Here is an 18,322-nt window from a genome sequence, read left to right on the forward strand (position 1 = left end):
TAGGCTGGCCACCGTAAAGCACCCGCGGGAGCCCGGACGTACCGGGCTGAGAGGGAGGCTGCGGCCTCCGACCGTACGAACCTGATCCGGGTCATGCCGGCGAAGGGAGGAGCTGGACGCCCATGTCGCGTTCACCGCGAAGGCTTTCGAGTGAGGTTCCGGCCGAGGCCCCTGGCATTACCGGGAGAAGCCCCGATGTGCTGGTCGTCGGCGGCGGGATCATCGGACTGGTCACCGCCTGGCGGGCCGCCCTGCGCGGTCTCGCCGTCGCCGTGGTGGATCCCGAACCCGGTGGCGGGGCCGCCCGGGTGGCGGCCGGGATGCTGGCCGCCGTCACCGAACTGCACCACGGCGAGCAGACGTTGCTCGCGCTGAACCTGGAGTCCGCCCGCCGCTACCCCGGCTTCGCCGCCGAGCTGACCGAGGCCACCGGCCACGACCTCGGCTACCGCCGCTGCGGCACGCTCGCCGTCGCGCTCGACGCCGACGACCGGGCCCACCTGCGCGAACTGCACGCGTTGCAGGGACGTTCGGGGCTGGACTCGGAGTGGCTCAACGGGCGGGAGTGCCGCCGCCTCGAACCGCTGCTCGCGCCCGGTGTGCGCGGCGGGCTGCGGGTCGACGGCGACCACCAGATCGACCCGCGCCGGCTCGCCGCGGCCCTCGTCGTGGCCTGCGAGCGGGCCGGCGTCGTCTTCCACCGGGTGTGGGCCGAGCGGCTCACCCTGGCCGGGGACCGGGCCACGGGCGTGGTCACCGGCGACGGCACCGCGCTCACCGCCGGACAGGTCGTGCTGGCGGCGGGCAGCGCCGCCGGGCGGCTCGCGGGCGTGCCGGACGCCGTGCTGCCGCCCGTGCGGCCGGTGAAGGGTCAGGTGGTGCGGCTGACCGTGCCGAAGCGCTACGCGCCCTTCCTGAGCCGTACCGTGCGGGCCGTGGTCCGCGGCAGCCATGTGTACCTGGTGCCGCGCGAGAACGGCGAGCTGGTCCTCGGCGCGACCAGCGAGGAGCTGGGCTGGGACACCACGGTGACCGCCGGCGGGGTGTACGCACTCCTGCGCGACGCCCACGAACTCGTCCCCGGCATCACCGAGCTGCCGCTCACCGAGACCCGTGCCGGACTGCGCCCCGGCTCCCCCGACAACGCCCCGCTGCTCGGCCCCACCGGCGTGGCCGGGCTGCTGCTGGCCACCGGTCACTACCGCAACGGCGTGCTCCTCACCCCGGTCACCGGCGACGTCATGGCCGACGTCCTGACCACCGGGGTACTGCCGGAGCAGGCCCGCCCCTTCAGCCCCCGGCGCTTCGGCGCCGCCGCCCTCTCGGAGCAGCCGGCATGACCCATGTGACCGTTTCCGTCAACGGCGAGCCGCGCGAGGTGGCCGCCGGAACCCTCCTCGACGCCCTGGTGCGCACGCTCACCACCGCCCCCTCCGGGGTGGCCGCCGCGCTCAACGAGACCGTCGTCCCGCGTGCCCAGTGGCCGGCCACGGCGCTCGCCGAGGGCGACCGCGTCGAGGTCCTCACCGCCGTCCAAGGAGGCTGACCATGGCCGACGATCCCTTCGTCCTCGGCGGTACGACGCTGTCGTCCCGCCTGATCATGGGCACCGGCGGAGCGCCCAGCCTCGACGTCATGGAACGCGCCCTGGTGGCCTCCGGCACCGAGCTGACCACGGTCGCCATGCGGCGCGTGGACCCCTCCGTACGGGGCTCGGTGCTGTCGGTCCTCGAACGGCTCGGCATCCGGGTGCTGCCGAACACGGCAGGCTGCTTCACCGCCGGGGAGGCCGTGCTCACCGCGCGGCTCGCACGGGAGGCGCTCGGCACGGACGTGGTGAAGCTGGAGGTCGTCGCGGACGAGCGCACGCTGCTGCCGGACCCCGTCGAGCTGCTCGACGCGGCGGAGACGCTCGTGGACGAGGGGTTCACCGTGCTGCCGTACACCAACGACGACCCGGTGCTGGCGCGGAAGCTGGAGGACGTCGGGTGCGCGGCGATCATGCCGCTGGGCTCGCCGATCGGGTCCGGGCTCGGGATCCGCAACCCGCACAACTTCCAGCTGATCGTGGAGCACGCGCGCGTGCCGGTGATTCTCGACGCGGGGGCCGGGACGGCGTCGGACGTGGCGCTGGCGATGGAGCTGGGGTGTGCGGGGGTGATGCTGGCGTCGGCGGTGACGCGGGCGCAGGAGCCGGTGCTCATGGCCGAGGCCATGCGCCGGGCGGTGGAGGCGGGGCGGCTGGCGCGGCGGGCGGGGCGGATCCCCCGGCGGTTCTTCGCGGAGGGGTCCTCCCCGGCGGAGGGGATGGCGGTGCTGGATCCGGAGCGACCGGGGTTCTGAGGGGCGGGGTCGCCCGGTGAGGGGCGCCGGGCACCGCGCGGGAATCCGCGCGGGCGGCCGCACACCGCCCGCACTCGCCCGCGCACCGGACTCCCGGGTTTCCCCGGGTTCCTCCGTGCACGTCACAGGTGTGCTGCGGTCCCGTACCGGGTTCTGCGGGGCCGTAAGGAGTGTCGGTGGGGGCTCGTAGACTCGCTCGCGTGGATACGACCCTTCAGGACCCCCTCGTCGGGCAGGTGCTCGACGGCCGCTATCGCGTGGACGCGCGGATCGCCGCCGGCGGGATGGCCACGGTGTACCGGGCCCTGGACACCCGCCTGGACCGGGTGCTCGCGCTCAAGGTGATGCACCCCTCGCTCGCCGCCGACGGCTCCTTCGTGGAGCGGTTCATCCGCGAGGCGAAGTCCGTGGCGCGCCTGGACCACCCGAACGTCGTCCAGGTGTTCGACCAGGGCACCGACGGGTCGTATGTGTACCTGGCCATGGAGTACATCGCCGGCTGCACCCTGCGTGACGTGCTGCGCGAGCGCGGGGCGCTGCGACCGCGCGCCGCCCTCGACATCCTGGAGCCCGTGCTGGCCGCGCTCGGCGCCGCGCACCGGGCCGGGTTCGTGCACCGGGACATGAAGCCGGAGAACGTCCTCATAGGGGACGACGGCCGGGTCAAGGTGGCCGACTTCGGCCTGGTCCGGGCCGTGGACACGGTGACCAGCACCACCGATGCCGTCCTCGGCACGGTCTCCTATCTCGCCCCCGAGCAGATCGAGCACGGCACGGCCGACCCCCGGGTCGACGTCTACGCGTGCGGGGTACTGCTCCACGAGATGCTCACCGGCGCCAAGCCGCACTCCGGGGACACCCCCGCACAGGTGCTCTACCGGCACCTCCACGAGGACGTGCCGCCGCCCTCGGCCGTCGTCCCGGGGATGGCGTACGAGCTGGACGAGCTGGTCCTCTCCGCCACCGCCCGCAACCCCGAGCTGCGCCCGGCCGACGCGGCCGCGCTGCTCGGCGAGGTGCTGCGGGTGCGCTCCGCGCTCGACCCCGCCCGGCTGGACGCGGTACCGCCGGGGGCGCTGGCGGCAGGGTCCGGCGGGCACGACAACGCCGAGGACCGTACGAGCGTGATCCCGCGCGCGCTGACGGTCGTGCGGCCGCTGCTGGTGAACGAGGCCGGCGAGGTGGGGAGCGGCTTCGACGGCGGCGGGGAGAACCGGACCAGCCGGCTGGAGAGTCCGCCGGTGCCGCCCGCGCCCGGCCGCCGCGGCGGGAGACCGCGGTCGCGGCGGGGGCTCGTCGCGGTCGTGGCCGTCGTACTGCTGGTGCTCGGCGTCGGCACGGGCGTCTGGTACATCAACTCGGGGCAGTTCACCAAGGTGCCGCCGGTGCTCGCCAAGACGGAGGCCCAGGCCAGGGACCAGCTCGACGACGCCGGGCTCGACGTCGGGAAGATCGAACACGCGTACAGCGACACGGTCGCCAAGGGCAGGGTCATCAGCAGCGACCCCGCGCCGGCGGCGCGGATCCGCAGCCACGACTCGGTGTCGCTGACGGTGTCCGACGGGCCGGAGACGGTGAAGGTGCCGGACCTCAAGGGGCAGACCCTGGCGGACGCGCGGGCGAAGCTGAAGGAGGAGGGGCTGGCCGCGGGCATGGTGACGCGTGCCTTCAGCGAGGACGTGCCGAAGGGCCGGGTCGTCGGGACCGACCCGGACGCCGGGACCGAGCGGCACGGGGGGTCCGCGATCGCGCTCACCGTCAGCCGGGGGCGTGCGGTGGAGGTGCCGGACGTGGCGGGGTCCTCGCTCCAGGACGCACGGGAGGAGCTGACGGACGCCGGGCTGAAGGTGAAGGTCGCCGAGCGGCGGGTGGCGTCCGAGTTCGATGCGGGGCAGGTGGCGGCGGTGTCGCCCGGCGCGGGGAAGAAGGTCGCCGAGGGCGACACGGTGACGGTGACCGTGTCCAAGGGGCGTAAGCGGGTGGAGGTGCCGGATGTCGTCGGTTCGAGTGCGGGGGACGCGCGGGACGCGCTCGAGGCGGCGGGGTTCGAGGTCGACGAGGACCGGGGGTTCCTGGATCTGTTCGGCGGGGACACGGTGAAGAGCCAGTCGGTGAAGGGCGGCGAGAAGGCGCCGTACGGCTCGAAAATTACGATCAAGCTGGGCTGACCCTGGCCGGAGGTGCGCGGAGGATTCCTCGCCCCGGCGGGGGCGGGGAAAAGCGCGTGCGACCCTTGAGGCGTGGTCGCATCCCCCTCACCCCGTAACCCCATCGGCGCGCACATCCCCGTCGCCGGCGGTCTCCACCGCGTAGGGCTGCCCTACGCCCACGACCTCGCCGCCGAGGCCGTCCAGGTGTTCGTCGCCAACCCCCGCGGCTGGGCCACCCCCACCGGCAGCCCCCGCGAGGACGAGGCCTTCCGCGAGGCGTGCGCCACGCACGGCATCCCCGCGTACGTCCACGCCCCGTACCTGATCAACTTCGGCTCCCACACCGAGGCCACCGTCGAACGCTCCGTCGAGTCACTGCGCCACTCCCTCCGCCGCGCCCGCGCCCTCGGCGCCCTCGGCGTCGTCGTCCACACCGGCAGCGCCACCGGCGGCCGCGATCGCGCCGTCGCCCTCAAGCAGGTCCGCGAGCGGCTGCTCCCGCTCCTGGAGGAGCTGGACCACGACGACGACCCGTATCTGCTGCTGGAGTCCACCGCGGGCCAGGGCGCCTCGCTCTGCTCCCGCACCTGGGACTTCGGCCCGTACTTCGACGCCCTGGACGCCCACCCCCGCCTCGGCGTCTGCCTGGACACCTGCCACGTCTTCGCCGCCGGCCACGACCTGACCGGCCCGCACGGCGCCCACCAGACCCTCGACCTGCTGGTGGAGACCGTCGGCCCCGGCCGGCTCAAGCTCATCCACGCCAACGACTCCAAGGACGTCGTCGGCGCCCACAAGGACCGGCACGCGGGCATCGGGGACGGGCACATCGGCGAGGACCCGTTCCGCGCGCTGATGACCCACCCCGCCACCGAGGGCGTCCCGCTGGTCATCGAGACGCCCGGCGGCAAGGAGGGCCACACGGCGGACGTCGCCCGGCTCAAGAAGCTCCGCGAGGGCTGAGAATCCCGGAACCCGGAGCGGCTCAGAGCTCCGGGCCCTCCCCCGGCTGCTCCTGGTAGGAGTAGCGCTGCTCCTTCCAGGGGTCGCCGACGTTGTGGTAGCCGCGCTCCTCCCAGAAGCCGCGACGGTCGGCGGTCATGTACTCCACCCCCCGCACCCACTTCGGGCCCTTCCACGCGTACAGGTGCGGCACGATCAGCCGCAGCGGGAAGCCGTGCTCCGCGGTGAGCAGCTCACCGTCCTTGTGCGTGGCGAAGAGCGCGCGCTCGGAGGCGAAGTCGGACAGCCGCATGTTCGAGCTGAAGCCGTACTCCGCCCAGACCATCACATGGGTGACGGCGGGCGCGGGCGGCGCGCACTCCAGGACCGTGCGCGCCGGGATCCCGCCCCACTCCGCGCCGAGCATGCTGAACTTCGTCACGCAGTGCAGATCGGCGACGACCGTGGAGTACGGCAGGGCCGTGAACTCCTCGTGGTTCCAGCAGTGCTTGTCGCCGTCGGCGGTGGCGCCGAAGACGCGGAACTCCCAGCGCTCGGGGCGGAACCTGGGGACCGGACCGTAGTGGGTCACCGGCCAGCCGCGCTGGAGACGCTGCCCCGGCGGAAGCGGGGGCTGCTGTGCCGCTTCTCCTGTGTCCCTTTCCACCGGCTGACCCATGCCTCCATCCTGACAGACCGGGCACGGTACCCATGACCCGGGAGACCGAATCAGGGCACATCACCTTCAATCGCCACCAATCGCCATCAAACGCCATTCATCATCCCCAAGTATGGCCAGGCTTACTAAGTGCCTACTTACTGGATGATCTTCGCGATCGGTGCAATCATGCGGCGCAACCTGCCCGAACGCCTTTCCGGAAGGAGCCCGCCGATGCAGGGCGACCCCGAGGTCATCGAATTCCTCAACGAGCAGCTCACCGCCGAGCTCACCGCGATCAACCAGTACTTCCTGCACGCCAAGCTCCAGGACCACAAGGGGTGGACGAAGCTCGCGCGGTACACCCGGTCGGAGTCCTTCGACGAGATGCGGCACGCGGAGCTGCTCACCGACCGCATCCTGCTCCTGGACGGACTGCCCAACTACCAGCGGCTGTTCCACGTCCGGGTCGGCCAGAGCGTGACCGAGATGTTCGAGGCCGACAAGCAGATCGAGGTCGAGGCGATCGACCGGCTGCGCCGCGGCATCGAGCTGATGCGCTCCAAGGGGGACGTCACGTCCGCCAACGTGTTCGAGGCGATCCTCGCGGACGAGGAGCACCACATCGACTACCTGGAGACCCAGCTCGACCTGATCGAGAAGCTGGGCGAGTCGCTCTACCTGTCGACGGTCATCGAGCAGGTCCAACCGGACGCGTCGGACCCGAGCGCGCACTGAGGCCTGCCGGAACGGTTCCGCGGCGCCCCGCCCCGCTCGGGCCGCACCCGGCAGCCGCTCAGGCCGCGTCCGGGAGCCGCGCGGGACCGTCGTCCGTCACCGGTCGCGGCGGGAGGTCGCCGAGGGCCGCGCGGCCCTGGTCGAGGAGTTCGCGGCGGGGGCAGCCGCCCCGGCCCAGCAGCGCCTGAATGCGCCGTACGCAGCCGCCGCAGTCCGTGCCCGCCTTGCACTGCGAGGCGATCTGGCGCGGGGTGCAGGCCCCGCTCTCCGCGTGCCGCTTGATCTGCTCTTCGGTCACGCCGAAACAGCTGCATACGTACACGCGGGTCACCTCCCGGCCGGGTTCGGTTTCATGCCGTACCGGTTGCCGGGATGCCCGGTCGTTCGGTGAGGCAAACTACCTTAACCGTCACCCCGGGGACGCAAAAGCGGAAGGGGCGCGGATCCTGTGTGATCCGCGCCCCACCGCCGCGAGAAACGCTCACCGACCGGTAAGCGGAATCCGGCTCACTGGTCCCGGTACATCTCCGCGACCAGGAACGCCAGGTCCAGCGACTGGCTGCGGTTGAGCCGGGGGTCGCACGCCGTCTCGTAGCGCTGGTGCAGATCGTCGACGAAGATCTCGTCGCCGCCGCCCACGCATTCGGTGACGTCGTCGCCGGTCAGCTCCACATGGATGCCGCCCGGGTGGGTGCCGAGACCCTTGTGGACCTCGAAGAAGCCCTTGACCTCGTCGAGCACGTCGTCGAAGCGCCGGGTCTTGTGGCCGGAGGCCGCCTCGTAGGTGTTGCCGTGCATCGGGTCGGTGATCCAGGCGACGGTCGCGCCGGAGGCGGTGACCTTCTCCACCAGTTCGGGCAGCTTGTCGCGCACCTTGTCGGCGCCCATGCGGACGATGAACGTCAGCCGGCCGGGCTCCCGCTCGGGGTCCAGGCGCTCGATGTACTGGAGCGCCTCCTCGGCCGTCGTGGACGGGCCGAGCTTGATGCCGATCGGGTTGCGGATCTTCGACGCGAACTCGATGTGTGCGTGGTCCAGCTGCCGGGTGCGCTCGCCGACCCACACCATGTGCGCCGAGACGTCGTACAGCCGGCCGGTGCGGGAGTCGACGCGGGTGAGCGCGGACTCGTAGTCGAGCAGCAGCGCCTCGTGCGAGGAGTAGAACTCGACGGTCTTGAACTCCTCCGGGTCCGTGCCGCAGGCCCGCATGAAGTTCAGCGCGCTGTCGATCTCGCGGGCCAGCTGCTCGTAGCGCTGCCCGGAGGGCGAGGAGCGCACGAAGTCCTGGTTCCAGGCGTGCACCTGGCGCAGGTCGGCGTAGCCGCCGGTAGTGAAGGCGCGCACCAGGTTCAGTGTGGAGGCCGAGGCGTGGTACATCCGCTTCAGCCGCTCGGGGTCGGGGACGCGGGCGGCCTCGGTGAAGTCGAAGCCGTTGACGGAGTCGCCGCGGTAGGTCGGCAGCGTGACGCCGTCGCGGGTCTCGGTGGGCTTGGAGCGCGGCTTGGAGTACTGGCCGGCGATCCGGCCGACCTTCACGACCGGCACGGAGGCCGCGTACGTGAGCACGGCGCCCATCTGGAGGAGGGTCTTCAGCTTGGCCCGGATGTGATCGGCGGACACCGCGTCGAAGGACTCCGCGCAGTCGCCGCCCTGGAGGAGGAACGCCTCTCCCCTGGCAACAGCCGCCATCCGGGCGCGCAACTGGTCGCACTCGCCCGCGAAAACGAGCGGGGGATACGACTCGAGGTCCGCGATCACTGCGCGCAGAGCCTCGGTGTCGGGGTACTCGGGCTGCTGCGCCGCGGGCAGGTCTCGCCATGTCGCCTGAGCGGCGACGCTTCGGGAATCAGCGTTCACGGTCACCCCCTGCACTTTACGGGGTCGTGCGCGGGTGTCCGTCACTCGCCCATCACGTGAGACGGGCCGCGCTCGATCGATGGCCGAAAGCGCCATGGCGACCGAACGCGGCGGCCCGGTGGGGACCGTGGGCACCGTTCTACGGCTCCACCCGGCTCCACCCGGCTCCACGCGGCTCTACGGCTCGTCGGTGAACGGTCCGACATCGAGCTGGTTGCGGTCGATGTTGATCGTGACGCCGCCGTGGGTCTCGGTGCGGTTGCCGGCGTATTGGTGGACGCGCTGGTGGGCGGACCACAGCTGGGCGGGGAGAGCGGCGTCGGTGGTGACCGCCTCGTCGTTCCAGTGGGCGAAGTGCACCACGTCGGGCAGCGTCGTCCGGGTGGCGTGCGCGACCAGGTCGGTGACGAGCGAGGCGGTGCTGCCGTAGGCGCCGGAGCGGTAGCCGAGCGTGTGCAGCCGTTCGGTCCAGGCCTTGAGATAGGTGAGGACCTGGTCGGTGACGGCGGTGGAGCGCGGGTAGGCCTCGATGTCGTTGTAGAGGACCGTGCCCTTGCCGAGGCCGAGCGCGGCGGCCTGGCGGACGGCGTCGTCGGCGGCGGCGGTGCCCTGCGCGGTGGGGCTGGTCAGGGCGGTGCAGGCGCTGCCGCAGCTGCCGCCGGCCGGCTGGGGGCCGACGTAGAACGGCAGGAACCGCCAGCCGGCCGCGTACTGGCTGCTCACCCACTTGGCGGTGAGCCGGGCCTGCGAGCAGCCGCGGTTGACGCCGCCGATGTAGATGCCGACGGCGCTGTACGGGGAGTCGTCCTTCCAGGCGTCCATCGAGGACTGGCTGGGCGCGGTGCAGGCGTCGAAGCCCCGGCCGCGGTGGGCGGTGGCGTCGGCGGGCAGCGCGGCCGGGACCCCGGCGGAGGGTTCGGCGCGGGCGGCGCTCGCGGAGAGACCGGCTCCGTCGAGGATGCGGCGGATCGCCGCGCGGTCCTGCCCGTAGGCGGCGGTCACCGAGATCCGCTCGGCGGTGGCGCGGTAGGTGCGGGAGGTGGAGTTCTCGGTGATCGAGCGCTCGGACGCCGTCGCCTCCACGGGCTGGACGAGCAGGGCCTCGGTGCGGCCGAGGACGCGGGCCGGGCAGTCCTGGTGCTCGCCGGGGGTGCCGAGATAGACGGCGTGCCGGTCGAAGCGGACGCAGGCGGTCGGTTCCTCCTCCAGGTCCACGACCCGCCAGTCGGCGGGGACGGTGAAGGTGTGGCCGCGGTAGCTGATGCGGGTGCTGCCGTCGTCGGCCCCGGCGGGGGCGGCCGTGGCGGCGCCGAGGGCGGCGACCGCCGCGGTGAGCGCGGCGAGCGTGCGGACGGTGCGGCGCGCCGCACTCCGCGGGAAGGGGGAGCTGGGAATGGTGCGCACGGGGACGGACCTCCGGTGAGCAGGTGTGCTCGCCGTCCTTCCAACAACCGGCGTGCCGCGAAACCGCGGTGACCGCCCGCCTGGGCCGTCCGGGGCGGCGCGCCGCCGCGCCGGACGAGCGCCGCTGCCGCGACGGGCCGGTATCGGGTAGGGTGCACGCCATGTTCGCGCACGTACACCGCATGTGGTGGTGGACCGCTCCCTCGGCGGCCCACTGATCGCGCGTACGCAACTGAACTCCGCGAAGGCCGCCCGAGGGGCGGCCTTCGGCGTTTCGCGACCGCCGGGCCGTTCCTCCCACTGAAGAGGAACCGACCCCATGGACCTGCCCGACCTGCCCGGCTCGTACGACCCGACCGGCTCGTACGACCTGTCCGCCCTGCTGACCGACGACCGGCCGTTCGCGCTGCTGCGCCGGCGCACCCCCGGTCACGACCACGACACCGTCGAGGTGCTGCGCGGCCCGGTCACCGCCCGCGAGCGCCTGGCCGGGCTGCCCGAGGAGGGTCTGGCCCTCGTCCCGTTCCGGCAGATCCGCGAACGTGGGTTCGACGTACGGGACGACGGCACCCCGCTGCTGGTCCTCGTCCCCGAGGAGAGGCATGTACTCCCCCTGGAGACGGCGCTGGCGCGGCTGCCGCGGCACGAGGTGCGGGTGGCGGGCGGCGGCTTCGACGTCGGTGACGAGGAGTACGCCGGGATCGTCGGGCGGGTGCTCCGGGACGAGATCGGCCGGGGCGAGGGCGCCAACTTCGTGATCCGGCGGACGTACGAGGGCGTGATCGAGGGCTTCGGGCGGGCGGACGCGTTGGCGCTGTTCCGCCGGCTCCTGGTGGGCGAGCGGGGCGCCTACTGGACGTTCGTCGTGCACACGGGCGAGCGCACGCTGGTGGGCGCGAGCCCCGAGGTGCACGTCCGGATGTCCGGCGGGACGGTGGTGATGAACCCGATCAGCGGCACCTACCGCTATCCGGCCGGCGGTCCCACCCCGGAGCATCTGCTGGACTTCCTCGCCGACGGCAAGGAGATCGAGGAGCTCTCCATGGTCGTCGACGAGGAACTGAAGATGATGTGCACGGTCGGCGACATGGGCGGGGTGGTGATCGGGCCGCGACTGAAGGAGATGGCTCATCTCGCCCACACCGAGTACGAGTTGCGCGGGCGCTCCTCGCTGGACGTGCGCGAGGTGCTGAGGGAGACCATGTTCGCGGCGACCGTCACCGGTTCGCCGGTGCAGAACGCCTGCCGGGTCATCGAGCGGTACGAGGCCGGCGGCCGCGGTTACTACGCGGGGGCGCTGGCGCTGCTCGGGCGGGACGCCGGGGGTGCGCAGACGCTGGACTCCCCCATCCTGATCCGCACCGCCGACATCGCGGCGGACGGGCGGCTGCGGGTGCCGGTCGGGGCCACGCTGGTGCGCGGCTCGGACCCGGCGGGCGAGGTGGCCGAGACGCATGCGAAGGCGGCGGGGGTGCTGGCGGCGCTGGGGGTGCGCCCCGGGCGGCCGCGCGAGGAGTCCGTACGGCCGCGGCTGGCCGACGATCCGCGGGTGCGGGCGGCGCTGGACGGGCGGCGGGGGGCGCTGGCGCCGTTCTGGCTGCGGATGCGGGAGCCGGTGGCGGCGTCGCGGGGGCAGGCGCTGGTCGTCGACGGGGAGGACACGTTCACCTCGATGCTGGCGCATCTGCTGCGGTCGTCGGGGTTCGGGGTGACGGTGCGGCGCTACGACGAGGCGGGGCTGCGGGGGGCGGTGCTCGCGCACGAGGGGGTGGTGGTGCTGGGCCCCGGCCCGGGGGACCCCTCCGACCCGGCCGATCCGAAGATGCGGTTCCTGCGGGGGCTGACGCGGGAGGTGCTGCGGGGGCATCGGCGGGGGGTGCTGGGGGTGTGTCTCGGGCATGAGCTGATCGCGGCGGAGCTGGGGCTTCCGGTGGGGCGGAAGCGGGTGCCGTATCAGGGGGCGCAGGTGGGGATCGAGCTGTTCGGGCGGGAGGAGACGGTGGGGTTCTACAACAGTTTCGTGGCGCGGGGCGACGAGGGAGCGGTGCGGGAGCTGGCGGGGCGGGGGGGGGAGGTGAGCCGGTCCGCGGACGGGGAGGTGCACGCGGTGCGGGGGCCGGGGTTCGCGGGGGTGCAGTTCCATCCGGAGTCGGTGCTGACGGTGAACGGGGCGGCGGTCGTGCGCGAGCTGCTGGCGGGGGTGGCGGAGGGGGTCCGGCCCTGAGTTCTTCCGCCCCCGCCGCCCCTTCCCGTCCCAACCCGGGGGCAAGCCCCCGGACCCCCAAAAGATGCGCAGTTCCCCGCGCCCCTGTCAGGGGCGCGGGGAACTGCGCAATGGGGTCAAAGGGGCGGAGCCCCTTGAGGACGGGAAGGGTAGGGGCGGCGGGGGCGAAAACACCCCCTCAGCCGAAGAAGACCGACGCCTCCTCATAAAGCGCCGCGTCGACCGTCTTGAGGCGGGACGTCGCGTCCGCGATGGGGACGCGGACGATGTCCGTGCCCCGCAGCGCGACCATCTTCCCGAACTCCCCGTCCCGCACGCACTCGATCGCGTGCAGACCGAACCGCGTGGCGAGCCACCGGTCGAACGCGCTGGGCGTCCCCCCGCGCTGCACATGCCCCAGCACCGTCGTCCGCGCCTCCTTCCCCGTCCGCCGTTCGATCTGCTTCGCCAGCCACTCCCCCACCCCGGACAGCCGCACATGCCCGAAGGAGTCCAGCGAGTCGTCCTTGAGCACCATGTCGCCGTCCCGCGGCTGCGCCCCCTCCGCGACGACCACGATCGGCGCGTACGACGCCTTGAACCGCGAGGTCACCCACGCGCACACCTGCTCGACGTCGAATCTCCGCTCGGGGATGAGGATGACGTTGGCGCCGCCGGCGAGTCCCGAGTGCAGGGCGATCCAGCCCGCGTGCCGGCCCATCACCTCCACCACCAGCACCCGCATGTGGGACTCGGCGGTGGTGTGCAGCCGGTCGATGGCCTCGGTGGCGATGTTGACGGCGGTGTCGAAGCCGAAGGTGTAGTCCGTGGCGGACAGGTCGTTGTCGATGGTCTTCGGGACGCCGACGACCTGGATGCCGTACTCGTCGGCCAGGCGCGCGGCGACGCCGAGGGTGTCCTCGCCGCCGATCGCGACGAGCGCGTCGATCTCCTCCTTGGCGAGGTTGTCCTTGATACGGCGGATGCCGTTCTCCTGCTTGAGCGGGTTGGTGCGGGAGGAACCGAGGATCGTGCCGCCGCGGGGCAGGATGCCGCGCACGGCGGGGATGTCGAGGTGGACGGTGTCGCCCTCGAGGGGACCGCGCCAGCCGTCCCGGAAGCCGACGAAGTCGTAGCCGTACTCCTGCACGCCCTTGCGGACGATGCCCCGGATGACGGCGTTGAGCCCGGGGCAGTCGCCGCCCCCGGTCAGTACTCCTACCCGCATGACAGTGTCCCTTCGCCGCGGTTGCCTGATGCGGGTCACGCTAATGGTGACCCACGTCACTTCGGCATGCACGGGACGGTCAATTCCGGTGAATCACTCGGAAGCAGCCGCGAAGTGGTCGAGAGGCGGCCGAAAGGCGGTCAGGAACCGTCCAGACCTCGCTCGATGGCGTACCGGACCAGCTCGACCCTGTTGTGCAGTTGCAGTTTGCCCAGGGTGTTCTGCACATGGTTCTGGACAGTGCGGTGCGAGATGACGAGGCGTTCGGCGATCTGCTTGTAGCTCAGCCCCTTGGCGACGAGCCGCAGCACCTCGGTCTCGCGTTCGGTCAGCCGGGGCGCCCGGGCGGCGTCGCCGGCGTCCGGGGCGGGGGCGGGCTCGGCGGCCAGGCGCCGGTACTCGCCGAGGACGAGCCCGGCGAGCCCGGGGGTGAAGACGGGGTCGCCGGCCGCCGTGCGGCGCACCGCGTCGACGAGTTCCTCGGTGGACGCGGACTTGACCAGGTAGCCGGTGGCGCCGGACTTCACCGCCTCCAGCACATCCGCGTGCTCGCCGCTGGCCGAGAGCACCAGGACCCGCAGGGCGGGGCGGGCGCCGACCAGTTCCTTGCACACCTGGACGCCGGGCTTGGCGGGCAGGTTGAGGTCGAGGACGAGGACGTCGGGCGCGGCGGCCCGGGCCCGGCGCACGGCCTGCTCGCCGTCGCCCGCGGTGGCGACGACGTCGAAGCCGGACTCGGCGAGGTCGCGGGCGACGGCGTCGCGCCACATCGGGTGGTCGTCGACCACCATGACCCGGATCGGTCCGCCGCCCTCGCCCGCACCACCCCCGGCCGGTCCCCCGCCGGCCGGCTCCCCGGTCGTGCCGGTGTCCCGCGCGTCCTGGGTGTCCCCTGTGTCCTGCGTGTCCCGCGTGCCTTGCGTGTCCCGCTGCTCGTTCATCGCTGTTCCGCCTTCCCCCGTACGTCCTGTGCGCGTGCGCCGGCCGCTGTGCCCGGTGCGCGTTTCGGTACCTTCATCTCGACTTCGGTGCCCTGTCCGGGAACCGAGAGCAGTTCGGCCGTGCCGCCGAGGTCGCGCAGCCGGCCCCGGATCGACTGGGCGACGCCGAGCCGGCCCTCCCCCTCGGCCTGGGCGAGCCGGCCCTCGGGGATGCCGGGGCCGTCGTCCCGTACGGTCACGACGATCTCGTCCGGCTCGTCCTCGACCAGGATCCAGGCTCTGGCCCCCTCCCCCGCGTGCCGCCGTACGTTGTCCAGGGCGGCGCCGACCGCGGCGGCCACCTCGCGCGCGGCGGCCGGGGCGAGCGGCACGGGCGCGCCCGGCTCGGAGAGGGTGACGCGGGCACCGGCGTACGGGGTGAGGAGGGGGCGCAGGTCGACCGGTTCGCGCGGGCCGTCGGCTCCGTCGCCCGGGCCCTCGTCCGGTTCCTGCACCAGCCGTACGAGCGCGCCCTCGGCGGCGTCCTCGGAGAGCCGGGAGACGGGGCTGGGGCCACCGGTGACCAGGGAGCGCAGCGCCACCTCCTGCTCGCCGGCCAGCCGGCCGAGCTCGGCCGCCTCGCCGCCGAGCGCGGTGCCGCGCCGCTGCACCATGGCGAGGACCTGGAGCACGCCGTCGTGGATGTCCCGGGCGAGCCGCTCCCGTTCGCGGGTCGCGGCCTCGATCTCCAGGGCGCGGGCGAGGGTGCGCTCGGAGGCGCGGGCGACCTCGACGACATAGCCGATGGCGATGGAGGCGACCCAGACGAGGACGACGTTGTGCACGGTGTCCCGGGTCGGGGCGCCGCGTTCGACCAGGTTGGCGGCGGCCACCAGCGTGGAGGCGAAGGCCGCCCAGCGCCAGCCGCCCTTGATGGCGTACGCCAGGACGGAGCCCGCGGTCCATATCGAGGGCAGCGTCGGGCCGCCCTCGACGACGCGGTGGTGAGCGTCGGCGAGGGGGGTGAGCAGGATGCCGCCGAGCGCGACGGCCAGATCGGCGGCGAGGAACCGTTTGGTGCAGTGCACCGCGCCCGCGACCCTGGGCAGGGTGGCCAGGGTCCACACGACCAGGACGGCGAAGTAGCCGATCGCCAGACCGGGCCGCCGGAACTGGCCGTACGCGGTGAGGAAGAGCCCCACGGCGTACAGCATCGTCAGGACGCGGTAACCGGTGAGCGCGCGCCACAGCGGCTGCTCGACCGACATCCTCATGACCTTCACGCGCTTCGGCATGCTCCCCCACCCCTTGCCCTGCCGCGGCCCGCGGCTACGACCCGGGGCGCGCCCCGTCGTCGGTCCCCCGCCCCTGCTGCTCCGTCTTCTCCGACTGCTTCTGCGCCTGCGCCTGCTTCTCCGCCTTGGCGGCCTCCGCGAGCTGCCGTTTGGCGGCGGTCGCGTAGATGTCGACGTACTCCTGGCCGGAGAGCCGCATGATCTCGTACATGACCTCGTCGGTCACCGCCCGCAGGACGAAGCGGTCGTGCTCCATGCCCTGGTAGCGGCGGAAGTCCAGCGGCCTGCCGATGCGGATGCCCGGGCGCATCAGCTTGGGCATCACCTTCCCCGGCGGCTGGATCTTCTCCGTGTCGATCATCGCGACCGGCAGCACGGGCGCGCCGGTGGCCAGTGCCACACGGGCCAGGCCGCCGGGCTTGCCCCGGTAGAGCCGGCCGTCGGGCGAGCGGGTGCCCTCCGGGTAGATGCCGAACAGTTCGCCGCGGCGCAGCACCTCGATGCCGCTGCGCACGGCGGCCTCGCCCGCGCCGCGCGCGCCCGAGCGGTCGACGGGGAGCTGGCCGACGCCCTTGAAGAAGGCGGCGGTCATCCGTCCCTTGACGCCGGGGGTGGTGAAGTACTCGGCCTTGGCGATGAAGGTGACCTTGCGGTCGAGGACCGCGGGGAGGAAGAAGGAGTCCGAGAAGGACAGGTGGTTGCTGGCCAGGATCGCCGGACCCGCGGCGGGCACGTGCTCCAGGCCCTCCACCCAGGGCCGGAAGGCGAGCTTCAGCGTGCCCCCGACGGTGACCTTCATCGCGCCGTACAACAACCGAGTGCCTCCCGTGTCCTCGAACAGACCTTAAACGATGTGCCCGGACATGACGGTGGGGCGGCACCCGGCCGCCCCACCGTCGACTGCTGGTCCGCTCAGCGCAGGAACGCCCCGAAGTGGGCCTTGGTGGCGGGCGCCGAGAGGTCGCCGGCGCCGAAGGCGACGGACGAGGTGGCGGTGAGGCCGTTCGCCGTGCCGGGCAGCACCCAGACGGCGCCGTTCTCGCCGTTCTCGGCGGTGGAGCCGGCGGCGAGGTCGAGGTGGCCGTCGCCGTTCACGTCCAGGAGGGCGCTGCTCACGCCGAACCGGTCGCCGGCCTCGGCGACTCCGGGGACGCCCTTGGTGTTCTGGTGGAAGGTCTGGGCGCCGGTGCCGGTGACGCCGGAGGCGCTGCCCGGCAGCAGGGCGACCGAACCGGCGTCCTCGACGTCGCCGACGTCCTCGCCGGGCAGGCCGAGCGCGATGTCGGCGAATCCGTCACCGGTGACGTCGCCGACCGAGACGGTGGCGCCGAGGGCGTCACCCTCCTCCTCGGCGCCCGGGAAGCCGGGCAGGCTCTGGTCGAAGGACTGCACGTTGTCCTCGGACAGGCCGGAGGCCGAGCCGAAGGCGACGCGGACCTTGTCGTTCCAGCCGTCGCGGCCGACGACCACGTCGTCGTAGCCGTCGTTGTTGACGTCGCCGATGCCGGTGCCGGTGTCGCGGCCGGTGTCCTCCCCGGGCACCCAGCCACGGGTGAAGCCGTTGCCGCCGCCGAGGAGCAGCCGGTTGCCCCAGACGCCGTCGCCGCCGTAGACCCACTGGACGATGTCGTCCTTGCCGTCGCCGTTGACGTCGCCGACCTCGCCGGAGGCGACGGGTCCCGTGATGGAGGACGGGCCGTCCTCGCAGCCGCCGCCGGTCTCGCAGGAGGCGTCGTCCTCCTCGTAGCCCCACCACAGGGACTTGTCGAGGAGGGGCAGGACGGCGGTGGGCTTGCCGGCCCGGGAGACGGGGCCCTTCCACAGGGCGGCGGGGGCGCCCTCGGGGTCGTCGCCGCCGAGGGACTGGGCGGAGAAGAGGGCGAGGTCGGTGGTGCCGTCGCCGTCGAAGTCGCCGGTCTGCGGGGAGGCACCGTACCCGGCGAGGGCCGTGCCGCCGGTGAGCCCGGAGGCGGAGCCCCACAGGACGACGGAGCCGGCCTTGCCGCCGGCTATCACCAGGTCGCTGAAGCCGTCGCCGTCCAGGTCGCCCTTGGCGAAGGAGGCGCCGAAGCGCTGGCTCGCGGTGGCGGAGCCGGGGACGCCGGCGGTGGAGCGGCTGATCACCTGCTTGTGGGCGGTGGAGACGCCGTCGGCGGAGCCGTAGGTGACGGCCACGTAGCCGGCCTTGGCCGCGCTGGAGACCGTGGCGTCCGGGGCGCCCACGACCAGGTCGGCGTAGCCGTCGCCGTTGAAGTCGTCCTGCGCGGCGGCGGACGCGGCGGCGGGGGCCGCCAGCGCGGAGCCGGCGGACAGGGCGACGGCGCCGAGTCCCCCGGCGAGCAGCGCGGCGGCTGCCAGGGGTGCGGTGAGACGCGTGGTACGGGTCCGGCGCTGTGCTCGGGTCATGTGGGGGAACCTTTCGGATCGGTCGGGTCCGGGACGCGGAATCCCGCGTTCAGTGAGTTCGACGCGGTCCGGGCGCCTCCCGTTGTACGTCCGGATGTCATGGCTTCGTAACCGTGGCGGGCGCGGGGCGCGGGCCGAAGTGCCTCCGCCCGGTGCGGAGTTCGCCGTGGTGGGGGGA

The 18,322-nt window shown here is 73.1% G+C and carries 16 protein-coding genes and 1 riboswitch; of the genes, 7 read left to right on the top strand and 9 right to left on the bottom strand.

The window, feature by feature from the left end; translation table 11 throughout:
• Window positions 1-14: 14 nt before the first annotated feature.
• A riboswitch (TPP riboswitch) is annotated at window positions 15-125 on the top strand.
• The 5 genes from thiO (at window position 123) to IO29_RS13415 (ending at window position 5,456) form a co-directional block, all read left to right on the top strand.
• On the top strand, window positions 123-1,340 hold the full coding sequence (thiO, locus tag IO29_RS13395; RefSeq protein ID WP_234307651.1) for a glycine oxidase ThiO: 1,218 nt from the start codon (window positions 123-125) through the stop codon (window positions 1,338-1,340). Its footprint overlaps the riboswitch before it by 3 nt.
• A gap of 5 nt (window positions 1,341-1,345) precedes the next feature.
• Window positions 1,346-1,546 (top strand): sulfur carrier protein ThiS, encoded by a 201-nt coding sequence (gene thiS, locus IO29_RS13400; protein WP_030382276.1) that lies wholly within the window; start codon window positions 1,346-1,348, stop codon window positions 1,544-1,546.
• A gap of 2 nt (window positions 1,547-1,548) precedes the next feature.
• Window positions 1,549-2,343 (top strand): thiazole synthase, encoded by a 795-nt coding sequence (locus IO29_RS13405; protein WP_030382275.1) that lies wholly within the window; start codon window positions 1,549-1,551, stop codon window positions 2,341-2,343.
• 200 nt (window positions 2,344-2,543) lie between these two features.
• Window positions 2,544-4,511 carry a Stk1 family PASTA domain-containing Ser/Thr kinase gene (pknB, locus tag IO29_RS13410; protein WP_030382274.1) on the top strand — a complete coding sequence of 656 codons (1,968 nt, stop codon included), beginning with the start codon at window positions 2,544-2,546 and terminating at the stop codon, window positions 4,509-4,511.
• Window positions 4,512-4,583: 72 nt separating this feature from the next.
• Window positions 4,584-5,456, top strand: coding sequence for a deoxyribonuclease IV (locus IO29_RS13415; protein ID WP_030382273.1), 873 nt, complete (start codon window positions 4,584-4,586; stop codon window positions 5,454-5,456).
• A 22-nt stretch (window positions 5,457-5,478) separates the two neighbouring features.
• Here the strand turns inward: IO29_RS13415 and IO29_RS13420 are convergent, their stop codons facing one another.
• Window positions 5,479-6,114: a sulfite oxidase-like oxidoreductase gene (locus IO29_RS13420; RefSeq protein ID WP_030382272.1), complete on the bottom strand. Its 636-nt coding sequence runs from the start codon at window positions 6,112-6,114 to the stop codon at window positions 5,479-5,481.
• Window positions 6,115-6,327: 213 nt separating this feature from the next.
• Between IO29_RS13420 and bfr the strand changes: the two genes are divergently transcribed.
• The gene (bfr, locus tag IO29_RS13425) at window positions 6,328-6,831 is read left to right on the top strand and encodes a bacterioferritin (RefSeq protein ID WP_030382271.1); all 504 of its coding nucleotides are present in this window, start codon (window positions 6,328-6,330) and stop codon (window positions 6,829-6,831) included.
• A 58-nt stretch (window positions 6,832-6,889) separates the two neighbouring features.
• Here bfr and IO29_RS13430 read toward each other — a convergent pair whose 3' ends face one another.
• The 3 genes from IO29_RS13430 to IO29_RS13440 form a co-directional block, all read right to left on the bottom strand.
• Window positions 6,890-7,153: a (2Fe-2S)-binding protein gene (locus tag IO29_RS13430; RefSeq protein ID WP_033226520.1), complete on the bottom strand. Its 264-nt coding sequence runs from the start codon at window positions 7,151-7,153 to the stop codon at window positions 6,890-6,892.
• Window positions 7,154-7,338: 185 nt separating this feature from the next.
• Window positions 7,339-8,694, bottom strand: coding sequence for a class II 3-deoxy-7-phosphoheptulonate synthase (locus IO29_RS13435; protein WP_030382269.1), 1,356 nt, complete (start codon window positions 8,692-8,694; stop codon window positions 7,339-7,341).
• Between the two features lie 171 nt (window positions 8,695-8,865).
• A complete protein-coding gene (locus tag IO29_RS13440; protein ID WP_106969893.1) occupies window positions 8,866-10,092 on the bottom strand; it encodes a glycoside hydrolase domain-containing protein in 1,227 nt (408 codons plus the stop codon).
• A gap of 319 nt (window positions 10,093-10,411) precedes the next feature.
• On the opposite strand from IO29_RS13440, the gene IO29_RS13445 reads away from it, so the two are divergent.
• Window positions 10,412-12,316 (top strand): anthranilate synthase family protein, encoded by a 1,905-nt coding sequence (locus IO29_RS13445; protein WP_051848688.1) that lies wholly within the window; start codon window positions 10,412-10,414, stop codon window positions 12,314-12,316.
• 178 nt (window positions 12,317-12,494) lie between these two features.
• Here the strand turns inward: IO29_RS13445 and IO29_RS13450 are convergent, their stop codons facing one another.
• From IO29_RS13450 to IO29_RS13470, 5 genes are all read right to left on the bottom strand, one after another.
• Window positions 12,495-13,523 (bottom strand): 6-phosphofructokinase, encoded by a 1,029-nt coding sequence (locus IO29_RS13450; RefSeq protein WP_030382266.1) that lies wholly within the window; start codon window positions 13,521-13,523, stop codon window positions 12,495-12,497.
• A gap of 140 nt (window positions 13,524-13,663) precedes the next feature.
• Window positions 13,664-14,314 carry a response regulator gene (locus IO29_RS13455; RefSeq protein ID WP_030382265.1) on the bottom strand — a complete coding sequence of 217 codons (651 nt, stop codon included), beginning with the start codon at window positions 14,312-14,314 and terminating at the stop codon, window positions 13,664-13,666.
• Window positions 14,315-14,460: 146 nt separating this feature from the next.
• Complete coding sequence (macS, locus tag IO29_RS13460; RefSeq protein WP_030382264.1) at window positions 14,461-15,738, bottom strand: MacS family sensor histidine kinase; 1,278 nt, start codon at window positions 15,736-15,738, stop codon at window positions 14,461-14,463.
• 34 nt (window positions 15,739-15,772) lie between these two features.
• Window positions 15,773-16,549, bottom strand: coding sequence for a lysophospholipid acyltransferase family protein (locus IO29_RS13465; RefSeq protein ID WP_033226512.1), 777 nt, complete (start codon window positions 16,547-16,549; stop codon window positions 15,773-15,775).
• Window positions 16,550-16,650: 101 nt separating this feature from the next.
• Window positions 16,651-18,144, bottom strand: coding sequence for an FG-GAP and VCBS repeat-containing protein (locus IO29_RS13470; protein ID WP_030382262.1), 1,494 nt, complete (start codon window positions 18,142-18,144; stop codon window positions 16,651-16,653).
• Between the last annotated feature and the right edge of the window lie 178 nt (window positions 18,145-18,322).

Origin of the sequence: Streptomyces sp. NRRL F-6676, from assembly GCF_000725625.1 — a bacterium.
Lineage (GTDB): Bacteria > Actinomycetota > Actinomycetes > Streptomycetales > Streptomycetaceae > Streptomyces.

Coding starts and splice junctions, on each gene's coding strand:
- bfr (WP_030382271.1), top strand. CDS start 6,328: ATGCAGGGCGACCCCGAGGTCATCGAATTCCTCAACGAGCAGCTCACC.
- IO29_RS13470 (WP_030382262.1), bottom strand. CDS start 18,144: ATGACCCGAGCACAGCGCCGGACCCGTACCACGCGTCTCACCGCACCC.
- IO29_RS13455 (WP_030382265.1), bottom strand. CDS start 14,314: ATGGTGGTCGACGACCACCCGATGTGGCGCGACGCCGTCGCCCGCGAC.
- IO29_RS13420 (WP_030382272.1), bottom strand. CDS start 6,114: ATGGGTCAGCCGGTGGAAAGGGACACAGGAGAAGCGGCACAGCAGCCC.
- IO29_RS13445 (WP_051848688.1), top strand. CDS start 10,412: ATGGACCTGCCCGACCTGCCCGGCTCGTACGACCCGACCGGCTCGTAC.
- macS (WP_030382264.1), bottom strand. CDS start 15,738: ATGCCGAAGCGCGTGAAGGTCATGAGGATGTCGGTCGAGCAGCCGCTG.
- IO29_RS13450 (WP_030382266.1), bottom strand. CDS start 13,523: ATGCGGGTAGGAGTACTGACCGGGGGCGGCGACTGCCCCGGGCTCAAC.
- thiO (WP_234307651.1), top strand. CDS start 123: ATGTCGCGTTCACCGCGAAGGCTTTCGAGTGAGGTTCCGGCCGAGGCC.
- IO29_RS13405 (WP_030382275.1), top strand. CDS start 1,549: ATGGCCGACGATCCCTTCGTCCTCGGCGGTACGACGCTGTCGTCCCGC.